General features: G+C 72.8%; 24 protein-coding genes. 16 read left to right on the top strand and 8 right to left on the bottom strand.

Features of this window, described 5'->3' with window-relative positions:
* Positions 1-18: 18 nt before the first annotated feature.
* Positions 19-1503, bottom strand: a complete 1485-nt coding sequence (locus AB0H64_RS27440; RefSeq protein ID WP_357629944.1) for an alpha/beta hydrolase — start codon at positions 1501-1503, stop codon at positions 19-21.
* A gap of 114 nt (positions 1504-1617) precedes the next feature.
* A complete protein-coding gene (locus AB0H64_RS27435) occupies positions 1618-1833 on the bottom strand; it encodes a DUF2530 domain-containing protein (RefSeq protein ID WP_357629941.1) in 216 nt (71 codons plus the stop codon).
* Between the two features lie 81 nt (positions 1834-1914).
* Here AB0H64_RS27435 and AB0H64_RS27430 point away from each other — a divergent pair, with 81 nt between their 5' ends.
* From AB0H64_RS27430 to thpR, 4 genes are all read left to right on the top strand, one after another.
* On the top strand, positions 1915-3357 hold the full coding sequence (locus AB0H64_RS27430) for an NCS2 family permease (RefSeq protein ID WP_357629939.1): 1443 nt from the start codon (positions 1915-1917) through the stop codon (positions 3355-3357).
* Positions 3358-3502: 145 nt separating this feature from the next.
* Positions 3503-3949 (top strand): MarR family transcriptional regulator, encoded by a 447-nt coding sequence (locus AB0H64_RS27425; RefSeq protein WP_357629936.1) that lies wholly within the window; start codon positions 3503-3505, stop codon positions 3947-3949.
* A gap of 23 nt (positions 3950-3972) precedes the next feature.
* Positions 3973-5196 (top strand): MFS transporter, encoded by a 1224-nt coding sequence (locus tag AB0H64_RS27420; protein ID WP_357629933.1) that lies wholly within the window; start codon positions 3973-3975, stop codon positions 5194-5196.
* 40 nt (positions 5197-5236) lie between these two features.
* A complete protein-coding gene (gene thpR, locus AB0H64_RS27415; protein ID WP_357629931.1) occupies positions 5237-5794 on the top strand; it encodes an RNA 2',3'-cyclic phosphodiesterase in 558 nt (185 codons plus the stop codon).
* Positions 5795-5909: 115 nt separating this feature from the next.
* Here thpR and AB0H64_RS27410 read toward each other — a convergent pair whose 3' ends face one another.
* Positions 5910-6878 (bottom strand): aldo/keto reductase, encoded by a 969-nt coding sequence (locus AB0H64_RS27410; RefSeq protein WP_357629928.1) that lies wholly within the window; start codon positions 6876-6878, stop codon positions 5910-5912.
* Positions 6879-6930: 52 nt separating this feature from the next.
* On the opposite strand from AB0H64_RS27410, the gene AB0H64_RS27405 reads away from it, so the two are divergent.
* Both AB0H64_RS27405 and AB0H64_RS27400 read left to right on the top strand, forming a co-directional pair.
* Positions 6931-8205 (top strand): MATE family efflux transporter, encoded by a 1275-nt coding sequence (locus AB0H64_RS27405; protein ID WP_357629925.1) that lies wholly within the window; start codon positions 6931-6933, stop codon positions 8203-8205.
* A gap of 7 nt (positions 8206-8212) precedes the next feature.
* On the top strand, positions 8213-9259 hold the full coding sequence (locus AB0H64_RS27400) for a hypothetical protein (RefSeq protein WP_357629922.1): 1047 nt from the start codon (positions 8213-8215) through the stop codon (positions 9257-9259).
* A gap of 125 nt (positions 9260-9384) precedes the next feature.
* On the opposite strand, the gene AB0H64_RS27395 is transcribed toward AB0H64_RS27400, so the two are convergent.
* Positions 9385-9759, bottom strand: coding sequence for a hypothetical protein (locus tag AB0H64_RS27395; RefSeq protein WP_357629919.1), 375 nt, complete (start codon positions 9757-9759; stop codon positions 9385-9387).
* An 80-nt stretch (positions 9760-9839) separates the two neighbouring features.
* Positions 9840-10139, bottom strand: a complete 300-nt coding sequence (locus AB0H64_RS27390; protein ID WP_357629916.1) for a putative quinol monooxygenase — start codon at positions 10137-10139, stop codon at positions 9840-9842.
* 177 nt (positions 10140-10316) lie between these two features.
* On the opposite strand from AB0H64_RS27390, the gene AB0H64_RS27385 reads away from it, so the two are divergent.
* The 8 genes from AB0H64_RS27385 to AB0H64_RS27350 all read left to right on the top strand — a co-directional run bounded on the left by AB0H64_RS27385 (position 10317) and on the right by AB0H64_RS27350 (position 20010).
* The gene (locus tag AB0H64_RS27385) at positions 10317-11228 is read left to right on the top strand and encodes a helix-turn-helix transcriptional regulator (RefSeq protein WP_357629913.1); all 912 of its coding nucleotides are present in this window, start codon (positions 10317-10319) and stop codon (positions 11226-11228) included.
* 66 nt (positions 11229-11294) lie between these two features.
* A complete protein-coding gene (locus tag AB0H64_RS27380) occupies positions 11295-12308 on the top strand; it encodes an NAD-dependent epimerase/dehydratase family protein (protein WP_357629910.1) in 1014 nt (337 codons plus the stop codon).
* The gene (gene lhgO, locus AB0H64_RS27375; RefSeq protein ID WP_357629907.1) at positions 12305-13495 is read left to right on the top strand and encodes an L-2-hydroxyglutarate oxidase; all 1191 of its coding nucleotides are present in this window, start codon (positions 12305-12307) and stop codon (positions 13493-13495) included. Before AB0H64_RS27380 ends, lhgO begins: the two co-directional genes overlap by 4 nt.
* 17 nt (positions 13496-13512) lie before the next feature.
* Complete coding sequence (locus AB0H64_RS27370; protein WP_357629905.1) at positions 13513-14205, top strand: response regulator transcription factor; 693 nt, start codon at positions 13513-13515, stop codon at positions 14203-14205.
* The gene (locus tag AB0H64_RS27365; protein WP_357629903.1) at positions 14205-15626 is read left to right on the top strand and encodes a HAMP domain-containing sensor histidine kinase; all 1422 of its coding nucleotides are present in this window, start codon (positions 14205-14207) and stop codon (positions 15624-15626) included. Before AB0H64_RS27370 ends, AB0H64_RS27365 begins: the two co-directional genes overlap by 1 nt.
* A gap of 65 nt (positions 15627-15691) precedes the next feature.
* Entirely contained in the window at positions 15692-16348 is a 657-nt protein-coding gene (locus AB0H64_RS27360) for a response regulator transcription factor (RefSeq protein WP_357629996.1), read from the top strand.
* Positions 16349-16357: 9 nt separating this feature from the next.
* Positions 16358-18088: an ABC transporter gene (locus AB0H64_RS27355; RefSeq protein ID WP_357629901.1), complete on the top strand. Its 1731-nt coding sequence runs from the start codon at positions 16358-16360 to the stop codon at positions 18086-18088.
* Entirely contained in the window at positions 18085-20010 is a 1926-nt protein-coding gene (locus AB0H64_RS27350) for a YfjP family GTPase (RefSeq protein WP_357629899.1), read from the top strand. The genes AB0H64_RS27355 and AB0H64_RS27350 overlap by 4 nt, the downstream gene beginning before the upstream one ends.
* Positions 20011-20135: 125 nt before the next feature.
* On the opposite strand, the gene AB0H64_RS27345 is transcribed toward AB0H64_RS27350, so the two are convergent.
* From AB0H64_RS27345 to AB0H64_RS27335, 3 genes are all read right to left on the bottom strand, one after another.
* The gene (locus AB0H64_RS27345) at positions 20136-21476 is read right to left on the bottom strand and encodes a S8 family serine peptidase (RefSeq protein ID WP_357629897.1); all 1341 of its coding nucleotides are present in this window, start codon (positions 21474-21476) and stop codon (positions 20136-20138) included.
* A gap of 214 nt (positions 21477-21690) precedes the next feature.
* Positions 21691-22485 carry a hypothetical protein gene (locus tag AB0H64_RS27340; protein ID WP_357629895.1) on the bottom strand — a complete coding sequence of 265 codons (795 nt, stop codon included), beginning with the start codon at positions 22483-22485 and terminating at the stop codon, positions 21691-21693.
* 56 nt (positions 22486-22541) lie between these two features.
* A complete protein-coding gene (locus AB0H64_RS27335) occupies positions 22542-22874 on the bottom strand; it encodes a hypothetical protein (protein WP_357629893.1) in 333 nt (110 codons plus the stop codon).
* Positions 22875-22988: 114 nt separating this feature from the next.
* Here AB0H64_RS27335 and AB0H64_RS27330 point away from each other — a divergent pair, with 114 nt between their 5' ends.
* Complete coding sequence (locus tag AB0H64_RS27330) at positions 22989-23654, top strand: response regulator transcription factor (protein ID WP_357629890.1); 666 nt, start codon at positions 22989-22991, stop codon at positions 23652-23654.
* A 5-nt stretch (positions 23655-23659) separates the two neighbouring features.
* A complete protein-coding gene (locus AB0H64_RS27325) occupies positions 23660-24796 on the top strand; it encodes an ATP-binding protein (RefSeq protein WP_357629887.1) in 1137 nt (378 codons plus the stop codon).
* Positions 24797-24872: the final 76 nt, after the last annotated feature.

Genomic DNA, 24872 nt, shown 5'->3' with positions numbered 1-24872 from the left:
ATGCGAGGACCAAGGAGGTCAGGCGGCGGGGCAGGTCGTGTCGCGGGCCGGGAGCTTGCCGGTCAGCAGGTACGTGTTGACGTGCTGCGCGACGCAGGCGCTTCCGCTGAGGTAGGCGCCGTGGCCCTCGCCCTCGTACGTGAGCAGCGTGCCCGTCTTGAGCCGGGCCGTCAGGCTGACCGCCCACCGGTACGGCGTGGCCGGGTCGCCCTTGGCGCCCACCACCATGATGGGCGCCGAGCCGATGGCGTCGATGTGCTTGGCCCGGTCGTCACCGCGCACCGGCCAGTGGGCGCACTGCGGGACCGTGCCGTTCCTGGCCAGCACAGGGAAGATCTTCTTGATCTTCCGGTTGACCGCGGCCGCCTGGGCGGGGGTGGGCCGCTCGGAGGAGTCCGCGCAGGTGATCGCCTGCAGGCTGGTGAGCGTGGTGGCGTACGTTCCGTCGGCGCGCCGCCCGGTGTAGGAGTCGGCAAGCGTGAGCAGCATGGAGCCGTCGCCCTTGACGGCGGCGGCGACGGACTGCTCCAGCAGCGGCCACGTGGCCTTGGCGTACAGCGGGGTGATGACGCCGAACTGGCCCAGCGCGTGCGTGAGCGTGCGCCTGCCGACCTTGAGCGGCTTGTCCCGCAGGCCGTCCACGAACGTCTCGACGGTCTTCTTCACCGCCGCGGGGTCCTGACCGAGGTCGCAGCCCTTGGCGACGCAGTCCTTGGCGAAGGCGGTGAAGGACGTCGCGAACCCGGTCGCCTGGATGACGGCCCGGTCGCCGAACGTGCCGTTGGGGTCGTACGCGGCGTCCAGGACGAACCGGCCGGTGTTCTCGGGGAAGTGGGTGGCGTAGACGGCGCCGAGCTGCGTGCCGTACGACAGGCCGAAGTAGTTGAGCTTGGCGTCGCCGAGCGCGGCGCGGATGCGGTCCATGTCGCGTGCGGCGTCGACCGTGCCGACGTGCGGCAGCACCTTGCCCGAGTCCTTGCGGCACGCGGCCACGAACTTCCGGACCGCCTTGTCGCCGGCCGCGCCGTCGGTCGCGTTCAGGATGGCCTCCACGTCGCCGCCGCAGCGGACGCCGGCGCTGCGCTCGACGCCGCGCGGGTCGAAGCTGACCAGGTCGTAGCGGGTGCCGAGGGCGGCGAACGCGCGGGCGGCCATGGCGAGCGTGTCGACGCCGGAGCCGCCGGGCCCGCCGAAGTTGAAGACGAGGGAGCCGAGCCGGTCGCCGGTGGCCTTGACCCGGATCAGCGCCAGGTCGATCCGCTCGCCGCCGGGCCTGGCGTAGTCGAGGGGCACGGCCAGCTTGCCGCACTGGAGGGTCGGGTCAGGGGCGGCGGGCTTCCCGTCGGGGCCGGTGAGGCCGGTGCAGGTCCGCCAGGCGATCGCGGTGCCGGTGCCGCTGGTGCCGGTCGTGGTCGCGGTCGTGGTCGCCGGGGTGCCGCTCCCGGCGGCGCAGCCGGTGAGGGCGGCCAGGCAGAGGGCGGAGACGAGCGCGGTCTTCTTCATGCCCATCAGCATGGGCTTGCCGATCTCGCCCAGGTAGTGGCCGGAAACAGCTCTTCCGGGTGACTTCGGAGACGGTCCGGAGATGACGAATGTCAGGCGTTCGAGCCGCGGATGTCAGCTCCTGGTGGCGCGCCGGTGGACGTACCAGAGCCCGAGCAGGCCGAGGAACGCGCCGACGGCGCACGTCCAGATCCACCACTGGTGCTCCGGGCCGGGGCGCAGGACGAGGAGCACGACCAGGGCGACGGCCCACAGGCCGGTGCCCACGGCGATGGTGGCCACGTCGTTGGTCTCGATCGGCTCCGGATCGGGGCGCCACTCCTGGTTCACGTGTCCAGCCTAGCTTCCAATCCGGTCTCGATCCGATTACCAGCACTTTTACCGGAACGCCACTGCTGTCACTCTTCGCGCGTGAGTGACAGAACTACCGCTATCGACAGATTCTTCGCAATCTCCGCACGAGGCTCGACCATCTCCCGTGAGGTACGGGGCGGCCTGGCCACCTTCTTCACGATGGCCTACATCGTCGTGTTGAACCCGATCATCATCGCCAACGGCCAGGACGTCGAGAAGCAGTTCATCGGCGACGGATCGGCGCCCAACGTGGCGCTCGTGGCCGCCGGGACGGCGTTCGTGGCCGGCGTGCTGACGATCCTCATGGGTGTCGTGGGCCGCGTGCCGTTCGCCATGGCGGCGGGGCTCGGGCTCAACACCTTCGTCACCTTCAACATCGCGGGGGTGATGAGCTGGGAGGAGGCCATGGGCCTGGTCTTCCTCGAAGGCGTCATCATCGCCGTGCTCGTGCTGACCGGCTTCCGGGTGGCCGTCTTCAACGCGATCCCCGCCCAGCTCAAGACGGCCATCAGCGTGGGCATCGGCCTGTTCATCGCGTTGATCGGCTTCGTGGACGCGGGCTTCGTCCGCCGGGTCGCCGCCGGCCCGCCACTGGAGATGGGCATCAAGGGCGCGCTCACCTCCTGGCCGATCCTCGTCTTCGTGGTCGGCCTGCTGGCGACGGCCGCGCTGGTGGCCCGCAGGGTCAAGGGCGCGATCCTCATCGGCATCGTCGGCACGACCGTGCTCGCCGTGATCGTGGAGGCGCTGGCCAAGGCCGGGCCCGCGTCGGCCGACAACCCGGGCGGCTGGCAGCTCAACGTGCCCACCGCGCCGCAGAAGATCTTCGACTTCCACAACCCCCTCACGCTCTTCACCGAGTTCGACCCGTTCGGCGCGTTCAGCCGCGTCTCGGCGCTGCTCGTCGCGCTGCTCATCTTCACGCTGCTCATCACGGACTTCTTCGACACGATGGGCACGATGGTCGGCGTGGGCCGGCAGGCCGGCCTGGTCGGCGAGGACGGCGTGCTGCCCCGCACCAGGGAGATCCTGCTCGTCGACTCGCTCGGCGCGGCGGCGGGCGGCGCCGGGTCGGTGTCGTCCAACACGACCTACATCGAGTCGGCCGCGGGCGTCGGCGAGGGCGCCCGGACCGGCCTGGCCAGCGTCGTCACCGGCGCGCTCTTCCTCGTGGCCGTCTTCTTCGCCCCGCTCGTCGAGGTGGTGCCCTACGAGGCGGCCACTCCCGCCCTGGTCGTCGTCGGCTTCCTCATGATGACGTCCGTACGCGAGATCGACTTCAGCGACTACGAGCTGGCCATCCCGGCGTTCCTCACGATCGTGGTCATGCCGTTCACCTACTCGATCTCGAACGGCGTCGGCGCGGGCTTCGTCAGCTACGTGCTGATCAAGGTCGTCCGGGGCAAGGCCAGGGAGATCCACCCCCTCATGTGGGTCGTGTCGGCCATGTTCCTGCTGTACTTCGCGCTGGGCCCCATCAGGGCCGTGCTGGGGGTCTGACCGCCGTACGATTTCCCTGCTGACCAGCGACGAGGCCGCCCCTCGCAAGAGGGGCGGCCTCGGTGTATCAAGGGGCGAGACAGGTAATGAGTTGGAGAAATATCTTGCCCTGCCCTATAGTTAGCAAAGGTAATGAGACGTGCTAATGAAGAACCAGCAACAGACAGATCTGCGCAGCGACGCGGGCCTCGCCTCGGCCCTGCGCGTGTCGCTCGCCCGGCTGACGCGCCGGCTGCGACGGCAGGCGGCGGTGCACACACTGACTCCCACCCAGTTCGCGACGCTCGCCGCGGTCGACCGGCACTCCGGGATAACGCCCGGCGAGCTGGCCGAGCTCGAGAAGGTGCAGCCCCCCTCGATGACGCGCGTGATCGCCGCACTCGAGGAACGCGGGCTGGTCTCGCGCACCCCGCATCCGACCGACCGGCGCCAGGTGACCGTGACCGTGACCGAGGCCGCCCAGAAGCTGCTGAAGGAGGAGCGCCGCCGCAAGGAGGCGTGGCTGACGCAGCGGCTGAAGGAGCTGACACCCGAGGAGCGGTCGATCCTCAGGCAGGCGGCGCCGATCCTGGAGAAGCTCAGCAGGATATAGAAGGCGAACAACCCGGGACCGGGATGTTCCGGTCGCTCAGGTATCGCAACTACCGCATGTTCGTGGCCGGTGGCGCCGTCTCCAACGTCGGCGGCTGGCTGCAGCGCACCGCCCAGGACTGGCTGATCCTGGACCTCACCCACGGCAGCGCGGCGGCGCTGGGAACGGCGACCGCCCTGCAGTTCCTGCCGATGCTCTTCTTCGGCCTGTTCGGCGGCGTGCTGGCCGACCGCTACCCCAAGCGGCCCATCCTCATCGCGGCCCAGTCGCTCATGGCCCTGCTCGCGCTCACCCTCGGCCTGCTGACGGTCACGCACTCCGTCCAGGAGTGGCACGTGTACGTCATGGCGTTCGTGCTCGGCATGATCTCCTGCGTGGAGGTGCCGACCCGGCAGGCGTTCGTGGTCGAGATGGTCGGCCGGCGTGACCTGTCCAACGCGATCGCCCTCAACAGCTCCTCCTTCAACCTGGCCCGCGTGGTCGGCCCGGCCGTCGCCGGCGTGCTGATCTACGTGCTCGGGGGCACGGGGCCGCTGTTCCTCATCAACGGGCTGACCTTCGCCGCCGTCATCTCCAGCCTGGTCTTCATGCGCAAGTCCGAGCTCCACCTGTCGGAGCCGGTGCCGCGGGCCAAGGGTCAGCTCCGCGAGGGCCTGCGGTACGTGCTGGAGCGCGAGGAGCTCCTCATGCCCGTGCTGCTGATCGGCTTCGTGTCGATGTTCTCGCAGGCGTTCTCGATGTCGATCGCGCTCATGGCGCGCGAGGTCTTCGCCGCAGGGGCGTCCTCGTTCGGCCTGGCGTCCAGCATGTTCGCCGTCGGCGCGCTCGGTGGGGCGCTGCTCGCGGCCCGGCGGTCGCGGCCGTCGCGCAGGGTGCTGATGGCGGGCGCGATCGGGTTCGGGCTGTTCCAGGTCGCCACCGGCCTGGCGCCGTTCTACCCGCTGTACCTGCTGCTGCTCGTCCCCACGGGCATCGCGCTGATCACGGTGAACACGGCCGCCAACGCCAGCGTCCAGCTCGCCTCCTCGCCCGAGATGCGCGGCCGGGTCATGGGCATCTACATGCTCGTCTTCACCGGTGGCGCGCCGGTCGGCGCCACGCTGGTCGGCTGGCTGTCCGACCTCGGCGGCCCCCGGGCCGGCGTGATGCTCTCCGGAGTGCTCGCGCTCGCGGGCACCGGCCTGGCGCTGGTGGTCACGCGGCTGATCGGCTCCCGGGTGCGCCGCACCGTGGCCGCCACCGCCTGAGCGGGGCGGCCGCCGGCCATCCGTTGCAGAATCGGATGGCATGAGGCTCTTCGCGGCCGTGGTGCCGCCCGCCGAGGCGCTCGACGAGCTCGAACGCGTCATCGCGCCGCACGTCGGCGAGGTGCCCGGGCTGCGCTGGCCGGACCGCGCCACCTGGCACATCACGCTGGGCTTCTTCGGCGAGGTGCCCGAGGCGGCCCTGCCGGAGCTGGAGGTGCGCCTGGCCCGCGCCGTACGCCGCCACCACGTCCTGGACCTGGCCTTCACCGGGTTCGGGGCGTTCTCGTCCGTACGGCGGGCCAGGGTCTTCTGGGCGGCCGTCACCGGCGACCCCATGAACCGGCTGGCCGACTCCGTCAAGGCCGGCGCCCGCCGGGCGGGCGCCGGTCAGGTCGACGACAAGCGCTTCCACCCGCATCTCACGCTGGCCCGCGCGCGGGCGGAGACGGACCTCCGCCCGCTCGTCGAGTCGCTGTCGGGCTTCAGCGGGACGCCGTGGCGGGCGGAGGCCGTCCGCCTGGTGCGCAGCCACACCGGCGCCCAGGTGAGGTACGAGTCACTGGCCGAGTGGGCGCTGGCACCCTCGCGGCCCGATTAGGCTCCACAACGTGGACCGTCCTCGCTCCTGGCTGCTGCCCACCGTGCTCGGCCTCCTTCTGCTGATCGTCGTCGTCGGCGCCCTGCTCCGCTGACGCGCCCGCGAACCGCGCCTCCTACCAGGCGTAGTCCTCCGGCGCGGTGCGGTGACCGGGGAAGATCTCGTCCAGCCGCGCCAGCGCCTGCTCGTCCAGCGTGATCTCCAGGGTTCGCAGGCTGCCGTCGAGCTGCTCCAGCGTGCGCGGCCCGATGATCGGGGCGGTGACCGCGGGCCGCGTCAGCAGCCACGCCAGCGCCACGTACGCGGGCTCCTCGCCCAGCTCGTCGCAGAACTTCTCGTACTGCTCGATCTTGTCGCGGTGCTTCTCCAACTGCTTGACCATGTGGTCGCTGGCCGAGCGACCCTTGTCGATCTTGCGAAGCACGCCGCCGAGCAGGCCGCCGCCGAGCGGGCTCCACGGGATGACGCCGAGGCCGTAGTCCTCGCAGGCCGGCAGCACCTCCAGCTCGACCGCCCGGGTCAGCAGGTTGTAGTGGCTCTGCTCGCTGACCAGGCCCAGCGTGTTGCGACGGGCCGCGGTCTCCTGGGCCTTGGCGATGTGCCAGCCCGCGAAGTTGGACGACCCGACGTACAGGATCTTGCCCTGCTGCCGCAGGATCTCCATCGCCTCCCAGAACTCGTCGAACGGCGTGTTCCGGTCGACGTGGTGGGCCTGGTAGATGTCGATGTAGTCGGTCTGCAGGCGCTGGAGCGAGGCGTCGCAGGCGCGGCGGATGTTGAGCGCGGAGAGCTTGTCGTCGTTGGGCCAGTCGCCCATCGAGCCGTAGAGCTTGGTCGCGATGACCGTCTTCTCCCGGCGGCCGTCGCCCTTGGCGAACCAGTTGCCGATGATCCGCTCGGTGACCCCCTCGCCCTTCTTCCAGCCGTAGACGTTGGCCGTGTCGAAGAAGTTGATGCCCAGCTCGTGGGCCCGGTCCATGATCGCGAAGGAGTCCTCCTCGCTGGTCGCGGGACCGAAGTTCATGGTGCCGAGGCAGAGCGGGCTGACCTTGAGCCCGCTGCGTCCGAGGTTCACATAATCCATACCTCTCAGGCTAAATACCTGGAGCGCACTCCAGGCTAGTAGGGTGACCCGCGTGGGCGGGGTGATCATCAGGTCGGCGGTTCCGCTCTTCCTCTCGATGGTGACCAGCGTGATCGGCACCTTCGTGGTCACCTCGGTGCTCGGCCGGCACGCCACCGTCACCCTGGCTGCCTTCGCGGTCATGACGGCCGTGCTCAACCCCGCCTCCGCCGCCGTCACGGGAGCGCTGCGCGGGCTCGGGCCGTTCGTCGCGCCGCACCGCGACGATCCCGTCCGCGCCGTCCCCATCCTCCGGGACGCGCGCTGGCTCACATTCCTCGTCGGTACGGCCGGCGCCCTGGCCGTACTCGCCGTGCCCCTGCTCGCGCGGGTCACCGGCGTGCCCGGCGAGGTGGTCGCCGAGCTGGGGCTGCTGCCCTGGCTGCTGGCCCTCTACCTGCTCGTGTACGCCTCCTCCGGCGGCGCCACGACCGTGCTCGTCGCGCTCGGCCACAGCCGGCAGGTGCTCTGGTCCAGCCTGGCGGGCACCGCCGTGATGGCCGGCGCCTCGCTCGTCCTGGTGCCGAGCCTCGGCCTGACCGGCGTGGGCGTCGCCTGGCTGCTGTGGGGCACGGTCGGCGTGGTGGTGGCCAACGTCTGCCTGCGGCGCGCCATCGGCGTCCGGGTGGGCCAGGGGCGGCCGCGGCCCGCCCGGATCGCCGAGCTGGCCCGGGTGAGCGTGCCGCTGGCCGCCACAGTGCTGATCAAGTTCGGCGGGCTGGGGGTCATCACCTTCGCCGCGAGCACCACCAGTGCCAGGGACGCCGCCGCCCACGCGGTGCTGACCACGCTCACCTCCCTCATCATGCTGGCCTCGCTGTCCGTGGCGCAGGCGTCGGTGCCCGAGGTGGCCCGCGCGGCCGACGCCGCGGGAGCGCGGCGCGCCAACCGGGCGGCGGCGCTGGTCGCGCTCGGCGGCACCGCCGTGGGCGCGCTCCTCCTGCTGGTCCTGGGCGATCCGGTGCTGGCGCTGTTCACCGACGACCCCGGCGTCCGGGAGCGGGCGGCCGGCCTGCTGCCGCTGATGCTGCTCGCCTCGGCCGCCGACGGCGCGCAGGCCGTGCAGGGCATCGGGCTGACCGCGCTGAAGAAGTCGGCGGCCAGCATGGTCTACTTCGCCGGCGGCTACGGGCTGATGGTGCTCGCGGCCGTGCCGGTGGCGGCGACCTGGGGGCTCACCGGGCTGTGGACGGCCCTGGCCGTGACCAACCTCGTCCTGGTCGTGCTCCAGGGCACGGGCTTCCACCGGCACAGCGCTCGGGTCGGCGGAGCGGTCGTTGAGGCATGATGGCGGCGTGGGGGACCTGAGACGGGCGGTCGTGACCGCCGCGGCGACATGCGTGGTACTGGGCGCTCTCTCGGCGCCCGCGGCGGCCGACGACGTGGGGAAGAAGCTGTTCCGGTTCAAGGACAAGCGGATCACCGAGTCCAGCGGCCTGGCGGTCTCGCCGACGCACCAGGACGTCTACTACACGCACAACGACAGCTCCGCCGCCCCCGTCTTCTACGCGGTCGGCGGCGACGGGCGGACCCGGGCGACGTTCCGGGTGAGCGGGGCGCAGGCGCGTGACTGGGAGGCGATGGCCGCCACCAAGGACCCGGCCACCGGCCGGGGAGTGCTGTGGTTCGCCGACATCGGCGACAACATGGACGGCGCGTGGCCCGACGTCTCCGTCTACAAGGTGACCGAGCCGGAGACCCTCCGGGACGCGACACTCCCGGCGGTCCGCTACCGCTTCCGTTACGCGGACGGCGCCCGCAACGCCGAGGGGCTCATGGTCCACCCGGTCACGGGGCGGCTGTACGTGGTGTCCAAGGAGTTCGCGGGGTCCGTGTACGCCGCCCCCGCGAAGCTGCGCACCGGCCGGGTCAACGTGCTGCGCAAGGTGGCCGCCGCGCCGCTGATGGCCACCGACGCCGCGTACGCCCCCGACGGCTCCTCGTACGTGGTCCGCACCTACTTCTCGGCCACCCTCTACCGGCCGAACGGCGAAATGATCACCAAGGTGTCGATGCCGGAGCTCGACCAGGCCGAGTCGATCACGTACACGGCCGACGGCAGGGCGTTGCTCGTCGGCAGCGAGGGGGCGTCGAGCCCGGTCTACCAGGTGCCGCTGCCGGGGCAGGCGGCGCGGGACGTCCCGGCGTCGGCCAGACCCACGCAGAGCAAGAGCCCCCGGACCTCGCAGCGGGGAGCCCGCGCCGCCTCGCCGCGGCCGGAGGCGTCCGACGGCGGGGACGGCGGGGCCAAGGGCTTGAGCGCCCGGGACGTGCTCATCTGGCTGGCCGCCGCCGCGGGCGCGACCGGCCTGATCTCCTACATCGCCCGCCGCACCCGCTGAGCCGCGGTCACGGGACCAGGGGAAAATTCCGCGACCGGATCCAAGCCGTCATCGCCGCCTACGAGACAGGTCTCATCCAGCCCGGAGCCGGTTGAGCGGCACCGGGGACCGCGTCGGCCCGCGCCTCACCTGGCATTGCGCATCGTGGCGGTGAACAGGTCGCCCCGCAGGGCGCGCTCCACCACTTCGATGGAGCGGGCCAAGCGGACCAGACGCGGACCTTCCTGGCGATAGACGTCGAGTACTGCCTCAACAGCATGGGGCGGAAGGCAGGTCTTGAGATCGACGGCCGCACTCCGGTATCCCGCCCTTGCCGCTTCGACAGCCGAATTGACGTGGTGGACAGCCATCCTCGCCAGGGCGATCGGATGGCGTCTCAGAACTTCGTAGGCCCTGTAGTCCGGGGGCACTGCGTCGAGCAGCCAGGCCACGGCCGAGGTCTCCCAGTCGGGGACGCTGGGCGGACGGACCTCGGGCGGCCACTCCGGCGGCAGATACATGAATCCATCGTACTCACGTTCGATTCTGGGTCACGCAACGATCGCGGGAGCGGCCTCGTGGCTTGCCTGCCGGAGCCGGTTCAGGCAGGGATGTCGCTCAGACGACGCAGGGTGAACGGCTCGGCGAGGATCTCCTCCAAGACCTGGGCGACGTGCTTGAAGTGCGGCAGCGAGAAGTGGAACTCGAGCGCGGCGGAGTCGGCCCACTCCTCAACGATGATCATGCGGTCGGGGCGGTTCGGGTCGGCATAGGGCTGGTAGCCCAGGCAGCCCTCCTCGGCCAGGGAAGGCGCGATCATCGCGTTCAGCTCGTCCCGCAGCCGCTGTTCCTGGCCGGGCTTGGCGATGAAACCGGCAACGATGGTGAGAGTGTTCGACACGGCGGAAACTCCTGATCTTCAGTGGTCGATCGTGGTGGTGCTGTGTTCGCTGGCGAACGATGTCCATCCTGCGGTCCCGGCTCCCGGCCACCCAGAGCTCCGTTCAGCCGGGGTCCGTCCTGCCTGGGCCTGCCAGGACCAGGCAGAACAGACCGGACGTCACCGATACTGGGGGGTATGGACCGTGCACAGCAGCTCAGCGAGTTCCTCAAGACTCGACGTGCCCGTCTGGGCCCCGATGAGACCGGTGCGGGCAACTTCGGCGGCCAGCGGCGGGTGCCGGGCCTGCGCAGGGAGGAACTGGCGCTGCTGGCCGGGGTGAGCGTCGACTACTACACCCGCCTGGAACAGGGCCGTGCCCGCAACGTCTCCGCCGACGTCCTGGACGCCGTCGCCGGTGCTCTCCGCCTCGACGCCGACGAACGCGCCTACCTGCACAACCTGGCCAAGCCCAGTGCCACCCGCAAACGCCCCAGCCGTCCCCAACAGGTCCGTCCCGAGATGCGTCAGGCCCTGGACGCCCTGTCCGCCGTCCCCGCCTACATCATCGGACGCCGCCTGGATGTCCTGGCCTGGAACGAACTGGCCCGGCTCCTGATCGCCGACTTCCCCGCGCTACCCGCCGCTGAACGGAACATGGCCAGGCTGGTCTTCCTCGACGAGGCGGCTCACGATCTCTACCCCGACTGGGAAGCCAAGGCCCGCGACACCGTCGCCAACCTCCGCTTCGACGCCGGCCGTCACCCTGACGACCCCCAACTGGCCACCCTGGTCGGAGAACTGTCCCTGCACAGCGCCGACTTCCGCCGCCTATGGGCCGACCACGGCGTCCGCGGCAAGACCCACGGCCGCAAACGCTTCGCCCACCCCCGACTCGGCGAACTCGCCCTCGACTACGTCGCCATGCGGGCCCCCGACGACCCCGACCTGACCATGATGATCTACAGCGCTCCCGACGGTTCGGACGCCACAGCCTCTCTCCACCTCCTGGCCAGCTTCACCGCACCCTCCTCAGCGACGGCCGGACCTCAGCACGACACAGCCGCCAAACGCCAGGGCCTCGACAACCAACCCGCCCGCCACGCTTGACAGCCGCCCACGAGGAAGACATGCGGGACGGTTGATCGTTCACCAAGTGAGCGCTAGGTTGGCCGCATGCGCGTGCTGGTCACCGGTGCCTCCGGGTTCGTCGGAGCGCACGCGGCCGTCGCCCTGGCCGGGGCCGGGCACGAGCCGCACCTCCTCGTCAGGGACCCGGCCAAGGCCGCGCGCTCCCTCGCCGGCGCCGGCCTCGGACCGACCAGCGCCTCCTGGCCCCTGCACCAGGCCGACATCCGCGACGCCGCGGCCGTCCGCGACGCGCTCAAGCGCTGTGACGCCGTGCTGCACGCCGCGGCCGACATGGGCGTCACCGGGCACGGCGCCGACCTGCGCGGCTCGAACGTCGTCGGCCTGCGCAACGTCCTCGACCAGGCCGTCGAGCTGGGGCTCGACCCCGTCGTGCACGTCTCCACGGTCGCGGTCTTCGTCCCGCCCGCCGGGCCGGTCATCACCGCCGAGAGTCCCCTGGCCAGCCCGCGCAACGCGTACGGCCGGTCCAAGGTCGAGGGCGAGCGCCACGCGAGGAGCCTCGACGGCGTGACCATCGTCTACCCCGGCGGCCTGCTCGGCCCGGGCCAGCCCAGGCTGGACGCGCTCAACGAGGGCTTCCGGGCCGGGACGCGCTCCGGCTGGCCGATCGTCCCGGGCGGCGTGGGCGTGCTGGACGTGCGCGACCTGGCCGTGGCGCTGGCCCGCTGCTGCACGCCGGGGCAGGGCGCGCGGCGCCACCTCATCGGTGGACATTTCCTGACCTGGGCGGAGATCGCTGCCCTCTGCGCCGAGCTGACCGGCCGGCGCGGGCGCGCGTACCGGCTGCCCGCCGGCCTGCTGCGCGGGGTCGCGACGGCCCTCGACGGCGCCAAGGCGCTCGGCGCCCGGATCGCCTACCCCCTGACCCGCGACGCGGCCGAGATCATGCTCACCATGGTCCCCACGGACGACACCCCCGCCCTGGAGGCGCTGGGCGTCACTTTGCGTCCGGTTCGAGACACCGTTTCGGATACATTGCGGTGGCTCTGTGCGGAAGGCCACCTGGATCGGCGGGAAATAGGCAGACTGTCGCCGTGACGGAGAAGATTGGGATCGTCGGCGCCGGCATCGTCGGCCTGGCGGTCGCCCGCGAGCTGGCCATGGGGCGCGGCGCCGAGGTGACCGTGCTGGAGAAGGAGAGCCGGGTCGCGGCCCACCAGACGGGACACAACAGCGGCGTGGTCCACGCGGGCATCTACTACCCGCCCAGGTCGCTCAAGGCCCGGCTGTGCCGCGAGGGCGTGGCGCTGCTCAAGGACTACTGCGTACGGCACGCGCTGCCGTACGAGGAGGTCGGCAAGCTCGTCGTGGCGAGCACCCGCGCCGAGCGCCCGCTGCTGAAGGCGCTGGCCGAGCGCGCCAGGGCCAACGGCGTGCCCGCGGTCGCCGAGCTGGACGCGTTGGGCCTGCGCGAGATCGAGCCGCACGCCGTCGGTGTCGGCGCCGTCCACTCGCCGCACACGGCGATCACCGACTTCGCCGCGGTCGCGCGCCGCCTCGCGCTCGACGTGGCGGAGCTCGGCGGGTCCGTACGGCTGGAGCACCAGGTTCGCGCCATCCGGGAGACCGCCTCGGGCGTGGAGGTGGTGGCGGCCGGACGGCGCTTCGCCTTCGACCGGCTGGTGGTCTGCGCCGGGCTCGGCACCGACGAGGTCGCCGCGCTGGCCGGCCGCCGGGGCGACATCAGGATCGTGCCGTTCCGCGGCGAGTACTACGAGCTCGCCGGCGACGCCAGGGAGCTGGTGCGCGGCCTGATCTACCCGGTGCCCGACCCGCGCTACCCGTTCCTCGGCGTCCACCTGACCCGGCACGTCGGCGGAGAGGTGCTGGTCGGCCCGAACGCCGTGCTGGCGCTCGCCTACGAGGGCTACCGGCGGCGCGACGTGCGGGACGTGTGGCGGATCATGGGCTGGCCCGGCACGGTGCGGATGGCCGGGCACCACTGGCGCACCGGCCTGAAGGAGATCTACGGCTCGCTGGCCAGGAGCGCCTTCCTCAAGGCGGCCCGGCGCTACGTGCCCGAGCTGACCGCCGAGGACCTGCGCCGCGCCGAGGGCGGCGTCCGCGCGCAGGCCGTGACCAGGGACGGCCGCCTGGTCGACGACTTCGCCGTGGACGTGGACGGGCGGGTGGTGCTCGTCCGCAACGCCCCCTCCCCGGCGGCCACGTCGAGCCTCGCGATAGCACGGCATATCGCCGCACTTGTTCCAGCACTCGCCCGATGAGTGCATCCTTGGAGGTGATGGAAGCGCGCCTGCTGATCGTCGAGGACGACCCCAACATCCTCGAACTCCTCGCCGCGAGCCTCAGGTTCGCGGGGTTCGACGTGACCACGGCCAAGAGCGGCCACGACGCGGTGGCCGCCGTGCAACGGCACCGGCCGGACCTCATCGTGCTCGACGTCATGCTGCCCGACCTCGACGGGTTCGAGATCGTGCAGCGGCTGCGGGGCGGCGGGACGCACACGCCGGTGGTGTTCCTGACCGCCCGCGACGACACCGAGGACAAGATCCGCGGTCTGACCCTCGGCGGCGACGACTACGTGACCAAGCCGTTCAGCCTCGAAGAGGTGGTCGCCCGGATCCACGCGGTGCTGCGCCGCACCAACGGCGACGGGCCCGCACCGCCGCCGCGGCTGACGTTCGCCGACATCGAGCTGGACGAGGAGAGCCACGAGGTGTGGCGCGGCGGCACCTCGGTCGCGCTGTCGCCGACCGAGTTCAAGCTGCTGCGCTACTTCATGACCAACGCCGGCCGCGTGCTGTCCAAGCCGCAGATCCTCGACCACGTGTGGGACTACGACTTCCGGGGCGAGGTGGGCATCGTCGAGTCGTACGTGTCGGTGCTCCGCCGGAAGATCGACAACCGGAGTCCTCGGCTCATCCACACGCTGCGCGGTGTCGGATACGTGCTGCGCCTGCCGCCGAGCCCCTGATGTCCGGCCTGCCGCTCAGGATCAAGCTGATCGCCGCGATGCTGGCGCTGCTCGCGCTCGGCCTCACCTTCATCGGCCTGGTCAGCGTCTCGGTCCTGCACGGCTACCTGCTCGACCGGGTCGACGGCCAGGTCAACCTGGTCGCCGTACGCATGCAGAAGAAGCTGGAGTACGACTTCCAGCGGCGCGAGAAGGGCCGCAAGGTCGGCGACAAGCCGCTGCTCATCGAGTCCGACACGATCGTCCTGGTGCGCGACGGAACCGGCCGCTACCAGCCGCTCCAGATCGACCGCGACGTCGACTTCAGGCCCAAGCCGGTGCTGTCGCCCTCGCCCGGCCCCGGCATCTACACCGCCAAGGCCGGCGACGGCGAGAGCGAGTGGCGGGTCCTGCACACCGAGACCCCGTACGGCTCGTTCGTCGTGGCCGCCGACCTGACCGAGGTCAGGGAGATCACCCGGCGGCTCGGCCTGATCGAGCTGCTCGGCGGCGGCGGCATCCTGTTCATCCTGGCCGTCGTCGGCGTGACCAGCGTGCGGCGCAGCATGCGTCCGCTGATCCAGATCGAGCGCACCGCCGAGGCCATCGCGGGTGGCGAGCTGGGCCGGCGCGTCCCCGACGGCGACCCGCGCACCGAGGTGGGCCGGCTGGCCCGTTCCCTCAACGGCATGCTCGCGCAGATCGAGGCCGCGTTCGCCGCCCGCTCCGCATCCGAGGCCGCGGCTCGCCGCTCCGAGGACCGCATGCGCCAGTTCGTCGGCGACGCCTCGCACGAACTGCGCACCCCGCTCACCTCCATCCGCGGCTTCGCCGAGTACGCCCGCCAGAACCCCGGCGCCGATCCCGCCGAGCTCATGCAGCGCGTGGAGAAGGCGGCCGGCCGGATGAGTCTGCTCGTGGACGACCTGCTGCTGCTCGCCCGCGTCGACCAGCAGCGCCCCCTCAGGATGGGGCCCGTCGACATGCTCGCGCTGGCCGCCGACGCCGTCCACGACGCCCGCATCCTGCAGCCCGACCGGGTGATCAGCCTCGACGTCGTCGGCGGCGCCGCCCTCATCGTCTCCGGCGACGAGGTACGGCTGCGCCAGGTCATCGGCAACCTGGTGACCAACGCGCTCGTCCACACCGACCAGGGAACGCCCGTCACCGTCCGGGTCGGCGCAGGCCGCCACACCGTGTTCCTGGAGGTCGCCGACAAGGGGCCGGGACTGCCGCCGGACCAGGCCGAGAAGGTCTTCGAGCGGTTCTACCGGGCCGACACGGCCCGCTCGCGGCGGCGGGCCGGCGACGACCGGGGCAGCGGCCTCGGCCTGGCCATCGTGCGGGCGCTCGTCGACGCCCACGGCGGCGCCGTCACGCTGACCACCGCGATCGGCGCCGGCTGCACCTTCCGGGTCGAACTCCCACTCGCCTTGGAGTGACCCTTCAGCTATTCCTCAGCTCCCTGCGTAACGCTATGTAGGTGACCAAACCCGAGGCGCTGATCATGGTGGTGGACGACGAGCCCAGCATCAGGGATCTGCTGTCCGCCAGCCTGCGCTTCTCCGGGTTCGAGGTGCTGACCGCCGCCGACGGCTACGAGGCCGTCGAGGTGGCCGAACGCGCCTCGCCCGACCTCGTGGTGCTGGACGTGATGCTGCCCGACCTCGACGGCTTCGAGGTGGCCAGGAGGATCGCCGCCCCCGTGCTCTTCCTCACCGCCCGTGACGCCACCGAGGACAAGATCGCCGGGCTGGGCGTGGGAGACGACTACGTCACCAAGCCGTTCAGCCTGGAGGAGGTGCAGGCCCGCATCCGCGCGGTGCTGCGCCGCACCCGCGGCGAGAGCGCGCCCGCCACCCGGCTGAAGGTCGCCGACCTGGAGCTGGACGAGCACGCGCGCGAGGTGTGGCGGGCCGGCGAGCCGGTGCGGCTGTCGCCGACCGAGTTCAAGCTGCTGCACTACTTCATGTCCAACGCGGGGCGCGTCCTCTCCAAGGCGCAGATCCTCGACCACGTGTGGAACTACGACTTCGGCGGCGACGCCGGCGTGGTCGAGTCATACGTCTCCTACCTGCGGCGCAAGGTCGACGCGGTCGAGCCGCGACTGATCCACACGCTGCGGAGCGTCGGATATGTGCTTAGGGAGCCGCCTGCGGGCTAGCTTGAGGACATGGACCTGCTGGGTGCGTTGGAGGGGCTGCGGCGCCGGCTCGACGGAGAGCTGTTCCCGCTCGCCATCGGCCGTGCCGAGGAGGATCGCCGGCTGCTCAGGGAGATGACCGGGCAGCTCGACGACTACCTCCTGCCGCGGCTGCGCGCCATCGACGCGCCGCTGCTGGCCGTGGTGGGCGGCTCGACCGGGGCGGGCAAGTCCACACTGGTCAACTCGCTCGTCGGCGCCGACGTGGCCGAGCCCGGCGTGCTGCGGCCGACCACGCTCGTGCCGACACTCGTCGCCAGCCCGGCCGACCTCGACTGGTTCATGGGCGCGAACGTGCTTCCCGGGCTGTCCCGCACCAGCGGCGGCTCGGCGGGCGCGCTGCGGGTGGTGACCTCCGAGGCACTGGGCGCCGGGCTGGCCCTGCTCGACGCCCCCGACATCGACTCCGTGGTGACCGCCAACCGGGAGCTGGCGGCGCAGCTCCTCGCCGCCGCCGACCTGTGGCTGTTCGTCACGACCGCCGCCCGTTACGCCGACGAGGTGCCGTGGAGCTTCCTGCGCTCGGCCCGCGAGCGGAGCACCGCGCTCGCCGTCGTCCTCGACCGGGTGCCCCCGGAGGCCGCCGCGCCGGTCACCCGCGATCTCGAACGCCTCCTCGTCGCCAACGGGCTCGACGGCACCCGGCTGTTCACCGTGCCGGAGGCGGCGCTGCCGTCCGAGAAGGCGCGCCTGCCCGCCCCGCTCGTCGGGCCGATCGTCGCCTGGCTGACCGGGCTGGCCGCCGACGCCGCCGAGCGGGCCCGCGTGGTGCGGCAGACGCTGTCCGGGGCGCTCGACAACATGGCCGCGCGGGTGCCCGAACTCGCGACCGCAGTGCGGCGGCAGCAGGCCGGCTTCGACGGGCTCCGGTCCATCGTGACGGGGGCGTACGCGGGGGCGATGGCCGACTTCGACGAGGGCATGCGCGACGGGTCGCTGCTGCGCGGCGAGGTGCTGGCCCGCTGGCAGGACTTCATCGGCACCGGCGACCTGATGCGGTCCCTGGAGAGCCGGGTGGGCTGGCTGCGCGACCGGCTCGTGTCGTTCTTCACCGGCCGCGTGCCCGCCGCCGAGCTGCGCGACGCGCTGGAGAGCGGGGTCGAGGCGCTGATCAGGGGAGCCGCCGACGCCGCCGCCGAGCGCGCGCTGGACGGCTGGTCGGCCGCGCCGGGCGGCCCCGGGATCATCGAGCGGGTCGGCGTCGTCGAGGCCGCCCGGCTCGGCCGCGCCTCGCCGGACCTGGGCAAACGTGCCGAGGCCGCGGTGCGGGGCTGGCAGGAGTTCGTGATGGACCTCGTACGGCAGGAAGGCTCGGAACGGCGCACGACGGCGCGGCTGGCGTCGTTCGGGGTGAACGGGGCGGGGCTGCTGCTCATGCTGGCCGTGTTCGCCTCGACGGGCGGGCTGACCGGGATCGAGGTGGGCATCGCGGGCGGCACCAGCGTGCTGTCGCAGAAGCTGCTGGAGGCCATCTTCGGCGACCAGGCGGTGCGGACGCTGACCGTCCGGGCCCGGGACGACCTGCGGGAGCGGGTGCGGGTGCTGATGGACGAGGAGGCGGCCCGGTACACAGCGCTGCTGGAGCCGGTCGAGCCGCCGCCGGGCACGGCTGACGCCCTCATGGAGGCGGCCGGGTCGGTGCGGGCCCACCGCGCGGAGCTCCCACCCGACGCCCTGGACACGCCGGGAGGTACGGCATGAAGCTGCTGCGCCGCAAGGAGGGGCCGCCGCTGGACTCCCGGCTCGACGCCTTGCTGGAGGCCGCCACGCTGGCCGGGGGACGGTTGCCGGACGGCGTGGTGGGGTCCGCGCGGGCGGTCGCCGAGCGGGCCGGGGTCCGCCGCAGCCTCTCGGCCGAGCACACGGTCGTCGCCCTGGCCGGGGCCACGGGGAGCGGGAAGTCGTCGCTGTTCAACGCCCTGACGGGGACGGAGGTGGCGGCGGTGGGCGTCACGCGGCCGACCACGTCCGCGGTGCAGGCGGCGGTGTGGGACGGCGACACGGGGGCGGGGCCGCTGCTGGACTGGCTGGACGTCTTCACCCGCCACCAGGCGGCAGACGCTCATGACGTGACCGGGCTCATCCTGCTGGACCTCCCTGACCACGACTCCATCCAGCTCGGCCACCGTCTGGAGGTGGACCGCCTCGTCGAGCTGGTCGACCTGCTGGTGTGGGTGCTGGACCCGCAGAAGTACGCCGACGCGGCGCTCCACGAGCGCTACCTGCGCCCCCTGTCCGGGCACCGCGACGTGATGGTCGTGGCGCTCAACCAGGCCGACCGCCTGCCGCCCGACGCGGTGGACCGCTGCCTGCGCGACGTGCGGCGGCTCCTGGACGACGACGGCCTGAAGGGCGTGCCGGTGCTCGCCACCTCGGCCCGTACCGGCATGGGGCTGCCCGAGCTGCGCGCGCTCCTGGCGGGGCGCGTCGCCGACCGCCGCGCCTGGGCCTCCCGGCTGGCCGCGGACGTCACCACCGCCGCCGACCTCCTGGCGGCCGCTTCGGGCAGCTCCTCGGGGGCCCCACCTGAGGAGAGCGCGGCGGGGGAGACCGGCGAACCCGACCACCCCACGGCGGCCTCGCCCGGCGCCGGTGCGGCGGGTGCCGGGGTCGGGGTGCTGGCCGCCGGCCGGGAGATCGTGCGCTCCGCCGAGCTGCCGGAGGCCGTCCCGGCCGGAGACGTGACGGCGCGGCTCGGGCGGCGGCTCACGGTGGCGCTGGAGGAGGCCGCCGGGGTGCCGACGGTGCTGGAGGCCGTGGCCAAGGGACACCGGCACCGGGCCGTGGTCGCCACCGGCTGGCCGGTCACCCGCTGGATCCGCCGCCTCAGACCTGACCCCCTCCGCCGCCTCCGCCTCGGCACGAGCACCGGTGCGGGCAGCGGCGCGAGCACCGGCGTGAGCACCGGCACGAGGGACGGCACGAGGGACGGCATCGAGAGCCGCACGAGGAGCGGCGCGGGCGGAGGCGCCACGATCGCCGCGCGAGACGGCGCGTCCGAGGTCGAGAGACCCGCCCCGCGGGGCGAGAGCCAGGAGATCGTGGGACGCACGTCCCTGCCCGCCGCCTCCGCCGTGCAGAGGGCGCGGGTCGAGACCGCGATCCGCGATGTCGGAGACACCGCTGCGGCGGGGGTGCCCGGCCCGTGGGCGGCGGCGGTCCGGCGGGCGGCCCGGGCGCACTCCGGCGAGCTGACCGACGCCGTGGACCGCGCCGTGGGGCGGACGTCCGTCCGGGCGACCAGGCAGCCCCGGTGGTGGAAGGCCGTCGGGGTGGTGCAGTGGCTGGTGTTCGCGGCCATGGTGGCGGGCGCGCTCTGGCTGGGCGCGCTGTTCGGGCTGGACTACCTGCGGCTGCCGGAGCTCCCGGTGCCGACGCTCGGGGTGGTGCCGTGGCCGACGGTCCTGCTCGTCGGGGGAGCGCTGGCCGGGATCCTGGTGGCGCTGCTGTCCCGGCTGGCCGCGTGGGCGGGTGGCCGGCGCCGTGCCCGCCGTACGGCCAGGGCCCTGCGCGCCGCCATCGGCGAGGTGGGCGCCGCGTATGTGCTCCAGCCCGTGGAGGCGGAGCTCGACGCGTACACCCGCTTCCGTGCCGCGGTCGAGCGGGCTCGGGCCCGAAGCTGATCCCACGCGGTCGTCAACTGGCGTCCCGGTCCCCGGCTTCTGATCCGCGCGTCCGTCGACAGGCGTCCGCGCCCCGAAGGCCCGGCACTCCACGAGGGTGGCGCGCCGGGCCCCGGCGAGGACGATCAGCCCACCGCCCACGCGCGGGTGATCGTCTGGGTCAGCCTCGTCCCCGACCCGTCCGCAGCCGTGACCCGGAGTGAGACGAACCCGGGTGTACGCGGGTTGGGCACCACGGCCATGAACTTCTCCCCGGTCGGCACGGCCGTCACCCAGTGCCGGGTCCGGCCGTCGTCCACGGAGCTCTCCAGCCGCACCCACCTGATCGCGGTGCGCTGCGCGCCCGGGTTCCGCTCCGCCCACAGCGGCACCCGGGTCACCGAGCCGGGCCGAGCCCGGTTGAGGCCGTCCAGGCCCGCGGGCGCGAAGCGCACGGCCATGAACTTCTCCCCGGTCGGCACGGCCGTCACCCAGTGCCGGGTCCGGCCGTCGTCCACGGAGCTCTCCAGCCGCACCCACCTGATCGCGGTGCGCTGCGCGCCCGGGTTCCGCTCCGCCCACAGCGGCACCCGGGTCACCGAGCCGGGCCGAGCCCGGTTGAGGCCGTCCAGGCCCGCGGGCGCGAAGCGCACGGCCATGAGCGGCAGCGCACGTGCCTCCTCCGTGTGCGACGACAGGAACGTCCACGACGCCCGCACCTCGGTGGACAGCGCGGAATACGGCACCCGCCTGCTCATCGACGTGGTCAGCGTGTACGCGGCCTTCTCGGCCGGCAGCGCGGCGCGCAGCTCGCACGACCGGGGGCGTCGGCGACGCAGCGAGCCAGGTCGGCCCGGGCGAGCACCGCACCGTCCTTGGCCAGCGTGACCGTGCCGCCGGCCGCGGCGTCCGCCGGCCGCGGGCCTGGCGCTGCCGGCGAGGGCGGCCTTGAGCCGCTGCCCCGACCAGTCGGGGTGCCGCTGGGCCAGGATGGCGGCGGCCCCGGCGACGTGCGGTGCGGCCATCGAGGTGCCGCTGAGCGCGACGTGGGAGCCGCCGGGCTTGGCGGCCACGATGGCGATGCCGGGCGCCGTGACGTCGGGCTTGAACGCGTGGTCGTTCTGGCGCGGCCCGACGTTGGACAACGGCGCCACCTGGTCCTCCCCGTCCACGGCGCCGACGCAGCGGCGGCCGTCGAGCCACAGCCTCGGCTTCCCCGCGGCGAGCGTGCGGGTGCCCGCGGTGAGGTCCTGCCAGGTCCGGGCCGTGTCCGTCTTGGCCACGCGGAACGCGGTCATGCCCAGGCCACCGAGCGCACGTGGCTCCCGCGCGCCCCTGAGCGCGGGAACCTCGGGGGACTCCGTTATGAGCGGAATGTCCTTCCGGTCGGCGTCGCCGTACCCCCAGCTCAGCAGCTGGGTGACGTCGAACAGCCGCTTGTCCAGCACGCCCCGCGCCACCAGCGGCCCTGCGTCGGACGGGATCACGAACAGATGCCCTCCGGCCCTCCGGCTTGTGAACCGCACCTCCCTGCCGGGCCGGGCTCCAGGCGGTGGGTGTCACCGGTGACGATCACCCGGTCCCCGGTGATCAGTGTCACGCCCGCCGGACGCCCCTCCGGGACGGCGGCGGCCGGGGGACCCATGGCCGTGAGGCCCCCGGCCGCCGCCAGCAGAAGCGCTAAGAGTCCCCTGCCTGAGATCATGAGGTCGGGCACCCCTCGTTCCGGAGCATCTTCTTCACCACGTTCTCGGCCAGCGGCTCGTCGCCGGCCACCAGGAGGGCGTGGCCGTAGCTGCTCAAGGCGCCGCCGCGCACGTACATGGAGTCCGGCACGCTCGGCGTGACCTGCGCGTCCTCGCCCCGCCGGCCGGGCTCGGCGATGGCGTACTCGTCGACGACCACGCCCCGCTTCTTGAGCTCCGCGCGCACCTCGCCGACACGCCGGTTGTAGAAGGGCACGCAGTTCATCGGTTCACGGGCGGCGGTGATGAGGCCGACGATCTGGTACTCCTCGCCGGGTCGGGCCGCGCGGCCGAGTCGCACGTCGGCCGAGCCGGTGAAGCTCTTGTCGATCTTGAGGCCGATCGGGCAGGTGCGACCCATGCCGACGCAGCCCTCTGGACGGTCGATGCTCGTGATCTTGTCCCGGTAGGGGAAGGGCGTCATCGGCTGCTGCCAGCCGGGCGTGTCCATGGACAGCTCGCCCTCGGAGCTCGGCGTGGCCGGCACGACGTGCAGGGTCACGTCGATGCCGAGGCCCTTGAGCTGGCTCTCGTACACCTTCGGGGAGGCGTACAGGTCCTTGACCTCGATGACGTAGTAGCCGCCCTCCTCCTTGATGTCCAGCGCGGCGGCAGGTGTGCTGTTCAGGGCCGACGGAATGGCCCAGGCCGCCGCCGTGACGGCCGCGGCCACCGGCAGCGCGACGAGCGGGCGCCACCTCCGCCGAGGTCGGGCGGCGGGCACCGGCTCAGCGTCCATGATCTCGTTCATCAGGTCTCGTGCGAGCGGCGTCAGCGGCGCCGCGGGCACCGGGGCTGGCGAAAGGCTCAGGATCGCACGGGGGCGGCCGGAGCCGCGGGCGCGGCGGGGGCGCCCGGCAGCCGGGCACCGTGCGGCAGCAGCGGCTCGCAGGCTCGCACCGCCGCGCCGTACTTCGCGGACAGGGCATCGACGGGCTCGCCCTTGATCTCCAGGTTGACCAGCCCGTCCGACGAGAACGCGGTGTCGGGGAAGTCCGGCAGCCCGTGGGCGCGCATGCACGCGGTGAACGCCTTGACGTCTCCTTCGGAAGCGCCCGTCGGGGCCGCCGTGGCCGTCATCGCCGCCACGACGGTGACGGCGGCGGCGACGATCCCCACTCTGAGCGTGGTGTTGATCATGATGGTTCCTCCTGTCTGGACCGGTGGAACTCAGTGAAGACGGGACCCGGTTGCGGGACCGGAACGGCGGCGGTTACCCCGCTGTAACCGGCGACGGGGCATGCTGGGCGGACCATGAGGGTGCTGATCGTCGAAGATCACGAGGAACTGGCCCGGACGGTCGCCGCCGGGCTGCGCCGGGAGGGCATGGCCGTGGACGTCGCGCTCGACGGCGGGGCCGCGCTGGAGCGCACCGCCGCGAACCCCTACGACGTCGTCGTCCTCGACCGCGACCTGCCGGGCGTCCACGGCGACGAGGTGTGCGCGTCCCTGGCCCGCGCCGGGCACCCGGCGCGGGTGCTGATGCTCACGGCCGCCGGCACCATCGACGACCGGGTGACGGGGCTGGCCATCGGCGCCGACGACTACCTGCCCAAGCCGTTCGCGTTCGCCGAGCTGGTCGCCCGGGTCCGCGCGTTGGCCAGGAGGTCGCAGCCCGCCCTGCCGACGGTCCTCATCCACGGGGACCTGCGCCTCGACCCGGCCGCCAGGATCGCCACCCGCGACGGGCGGCGGCTGGCGCTGAGCCCCAAGGAGTTCGCCGTGCTGGAGCTGCTGCTGGCGGCGCGAGGCGCGGTCGTGTCGGCCGAGCAGCTGCTGGAGCGGGCGTGGGACGAGTTCGCCGACCCGTTCACGCAGACCGTGAAGGTCACAGTCAGCCGGCTGCGGCGCAAGCTCGGCGACCCGCCCCTCATCGAGACGGTCCAGCAGGCCGGCTACCGCATCCGGACCGGAGGGTGAAGCCGGTGAGGTGGACGGTCCGGCTGCGGCTGACGCTGCTCTACACCGGGCTGTTCCTGCTGGCCGGGACGGCGCTGGTCGTCCTCGTCTACGTCCTGGTCGAGTACTCGCCGTTCCCGCGGCCGCCCGCCGCCCCCGCGCCGCCGGGCGGGACGGGCCCCGTGCCCCCGGGTACGGTCGCCGACGCGCCGCGTGAGGCCGAGCTGCGCCGGCTCCTGGTCAACTCGCTCGTGGCGCTGCCGGTCATGGCGTTCGCGTCGATGGCGCTCGGCTGGCACGTGGCCGGTCGGGTGCTGCGCCCGCTGGCCCGCATGACGGCCACCGTCCGGCACATCACGGCCGACCGGCTCGACCGGCGGCTGGCCGCGAAGGGGCCCGACGACGAGCTCAAGGAGCTGGCCGACACGTTCGACGCGCTGCTGGACCGGTTGGAGTCGGCGTTCACGGCGCAGCGGGCGTTCGTCGCCAACGCCTCTCACGAGCTGCGCACGCCGCTGACGTTGCAGCGGGCCATGGCCGAGGTCGCGCTCGCCGACCCGGAGGCCGACGCCGCGGCGCTGCGGGTCGTGCTGGAACGGCTGCTCGCCGCCGGCAGGCACCAGGAGCGGCTGATCGAGGCGCTGCTGACGCTGGCCCGCAGCCGTCAGAGCCCGGAGCGGCGCCGGCCGTTCGACCTGTCGGAGATCACCCGGCAGGCCATCGAAGGGCGGGACGGCGACACCGGCCCGCGGGCCGGGACAGGGCCGCCCTCGGCGCCCGCGACCGGCCCGCGCGTGGAGGCGGACCTCCGGACCGCGCCGGCGGCCGGTGACCGAGCCCTGGTCGAACGCCTGGTGGCGAACCTCCTGGACAACGCCGCCCGGCACAACGTCCCCGGCGGCTGGATCAGGGTGGTCACCGGCGTCGAGGCCGGACGCCCCACGCTCCGGGTCTCCAACAGCGGTCGGGTGATCCCGCCGGACCGGGTGGCCACGCTCCTGCAGCCCTTCCAACGCCTGGAGACCGGCCGCAGGACCACGGACGACGGTCTGGGACTGGGATTGTCGATCGTCGCCGCCATCGTCGAGGCCCACCGCGGCACGCTGGAGGCCCGCGCCCAGCCGGACGGCGGCCTGGAGGTCGCCGTCACGCTCCCGCCCTGACCCTGCCGCCGCGGCCGCGAGCTCAGTGTCCTCGCGGAGAGGGCGGCTGCCCGGCGCCCCGTGCGGGCAGCGGCCC

The organism is Nonomuraea sp. NPDC050733 (assembly GCF_040654215.1).
Classification (GTDB): Bacteria; Actinomycetota; Actinomycetes; order Streptosporangiales; family Streptosporangiaceae; genus Nonomuraea.
Note: the sequence above shows the minus strand (reverse complement) of the source record. Positions and strands in the feature narration are given on the sequence as shown.

What these genes read in the sequence shown, in the direction of transcription:
- AB0H64_RS27440 (WP_357629944.1), bottom strand. Translation starts at nt 1,503, where the DNA reads ATGAAGAAGACCGCGCTCGTCTCCGCCCTCTGCCTGGCCGCCCTCACC.
- AB0H64_RS27425 (WP_357629936.1), top strand. Translation starts at nt 3,503, where the DNA reads ATGAAGAACCAGCAACAGACAGATCTGCGCAGCGACGCGGGCCTCGCC.
- AB0H64_RS27420 (WP_357629933.1), top strand. Translation starts at nt 3,973, where the DNA reads ATGTTCCGGTCGCTCAGGTATCGCAACTACCGCATGTTCGTGGCCGGT.
- thpR (WP_357629931.1), top strand. Translation starts at nt 5,237, where the DNA reads ATGAGGCTCTTCGCGGCCGTGGTGCCGCCCGCCGAGGCGCTCGACGAG.
- AB0H64_RS27410 (WP_357629928.1), bottom strand. Translation starts at nt 6,878, where the DNA reads ATGGATTATGTGAACCTCGGACGCAGCGGGCTCAAGGTCAGCCCGCTC.
- AB0H64_RS27395 (WP_357629919.1), bottom strand. Translation starts at nt 9,759, where the DNA reads ATGTATCTGCCGCCGGAGTGGCCGCCCGAGGTCCGTCCGCCCAGCGTC.
- AB0H64_RS27385 (WP_357629913.1), top strand. Translation starts at nt 10,317, where the DNA reads ATGGACCGTGCACAGCAGCTCAGCGAGTTCCTCAAGACTCGACGTGCC.
- AB0H64_RS27380 (WP_357629910.1), top strand. Translation starts at nt 11,295, where the DNA reads ATGCGCGTGCTGGTCACCGGTGCCTCCGGGTTCGTCGGAGCGCACGCG.
- AB0H64_RS27370 (WP_357629905.1), top strand. Translation starts at nt 13,513, where the DNA reads ATGGAAGCGCGCCTGCTGATCGTCGAGGACGACCCCAACATCCTCGAA.
- AB0H64_RS27365 (WP_357629903.1), top strand. Translation starts at nt 14,205, where the DNA reads ATGTCCGGCCTGCCGCTCAGGATCAAGCTGATCGCCGCGATGCTGGCG.
- AB0H64_RS27360 (WP_357629996.1), top strand. Translation starts at nt 15,692, where the DNA reads ATGGTGGTGGACGACGAGCCCAGCATCAGGGATCTGCTGTCCGCCAGC.
- AB0H64_RS27355 (WP_357629901.1), top strand. Translation starts at nt 16,358, where the DNA reads ATGGACCTGCTGGGTGCGTTGGAGGGGCTGCGGCGCCGGCTCGACGGA.
- AB0H64_RS27350 (WP_357629899.1), top strand. Translation starts at nt 18,085, where the DNA reads ATGAAGCTGCTGCGCCGCAAGGAGGGGCCGCCGCTGGACTCCCGGCTC.
- AB0H64_RS27340 (WP_357629895.1), bottom strand. Translation starts at nt 22,485, where the DNA reads ATGAACGAGATCATGGACGCTGAGCCGGTGCCCGCCGCCCGACCTCGG.
- AB0H64_RS27335 (WP_357629893.1), bottom strand. Translation starts at nt 22,874, where the DNA reads ATGATCAACACCACGCTCAGAGTGGGGATCGTCGCCGCCGCCGTCACC.
- AB0H64_RS27330 (WP_357629890.1), top strand. Translation starts at nt 22,989, where the DNA reads ATGAGGGTGCTGATCGTCGAAGATCACGAGGAACTGGCCCGGACGGTC.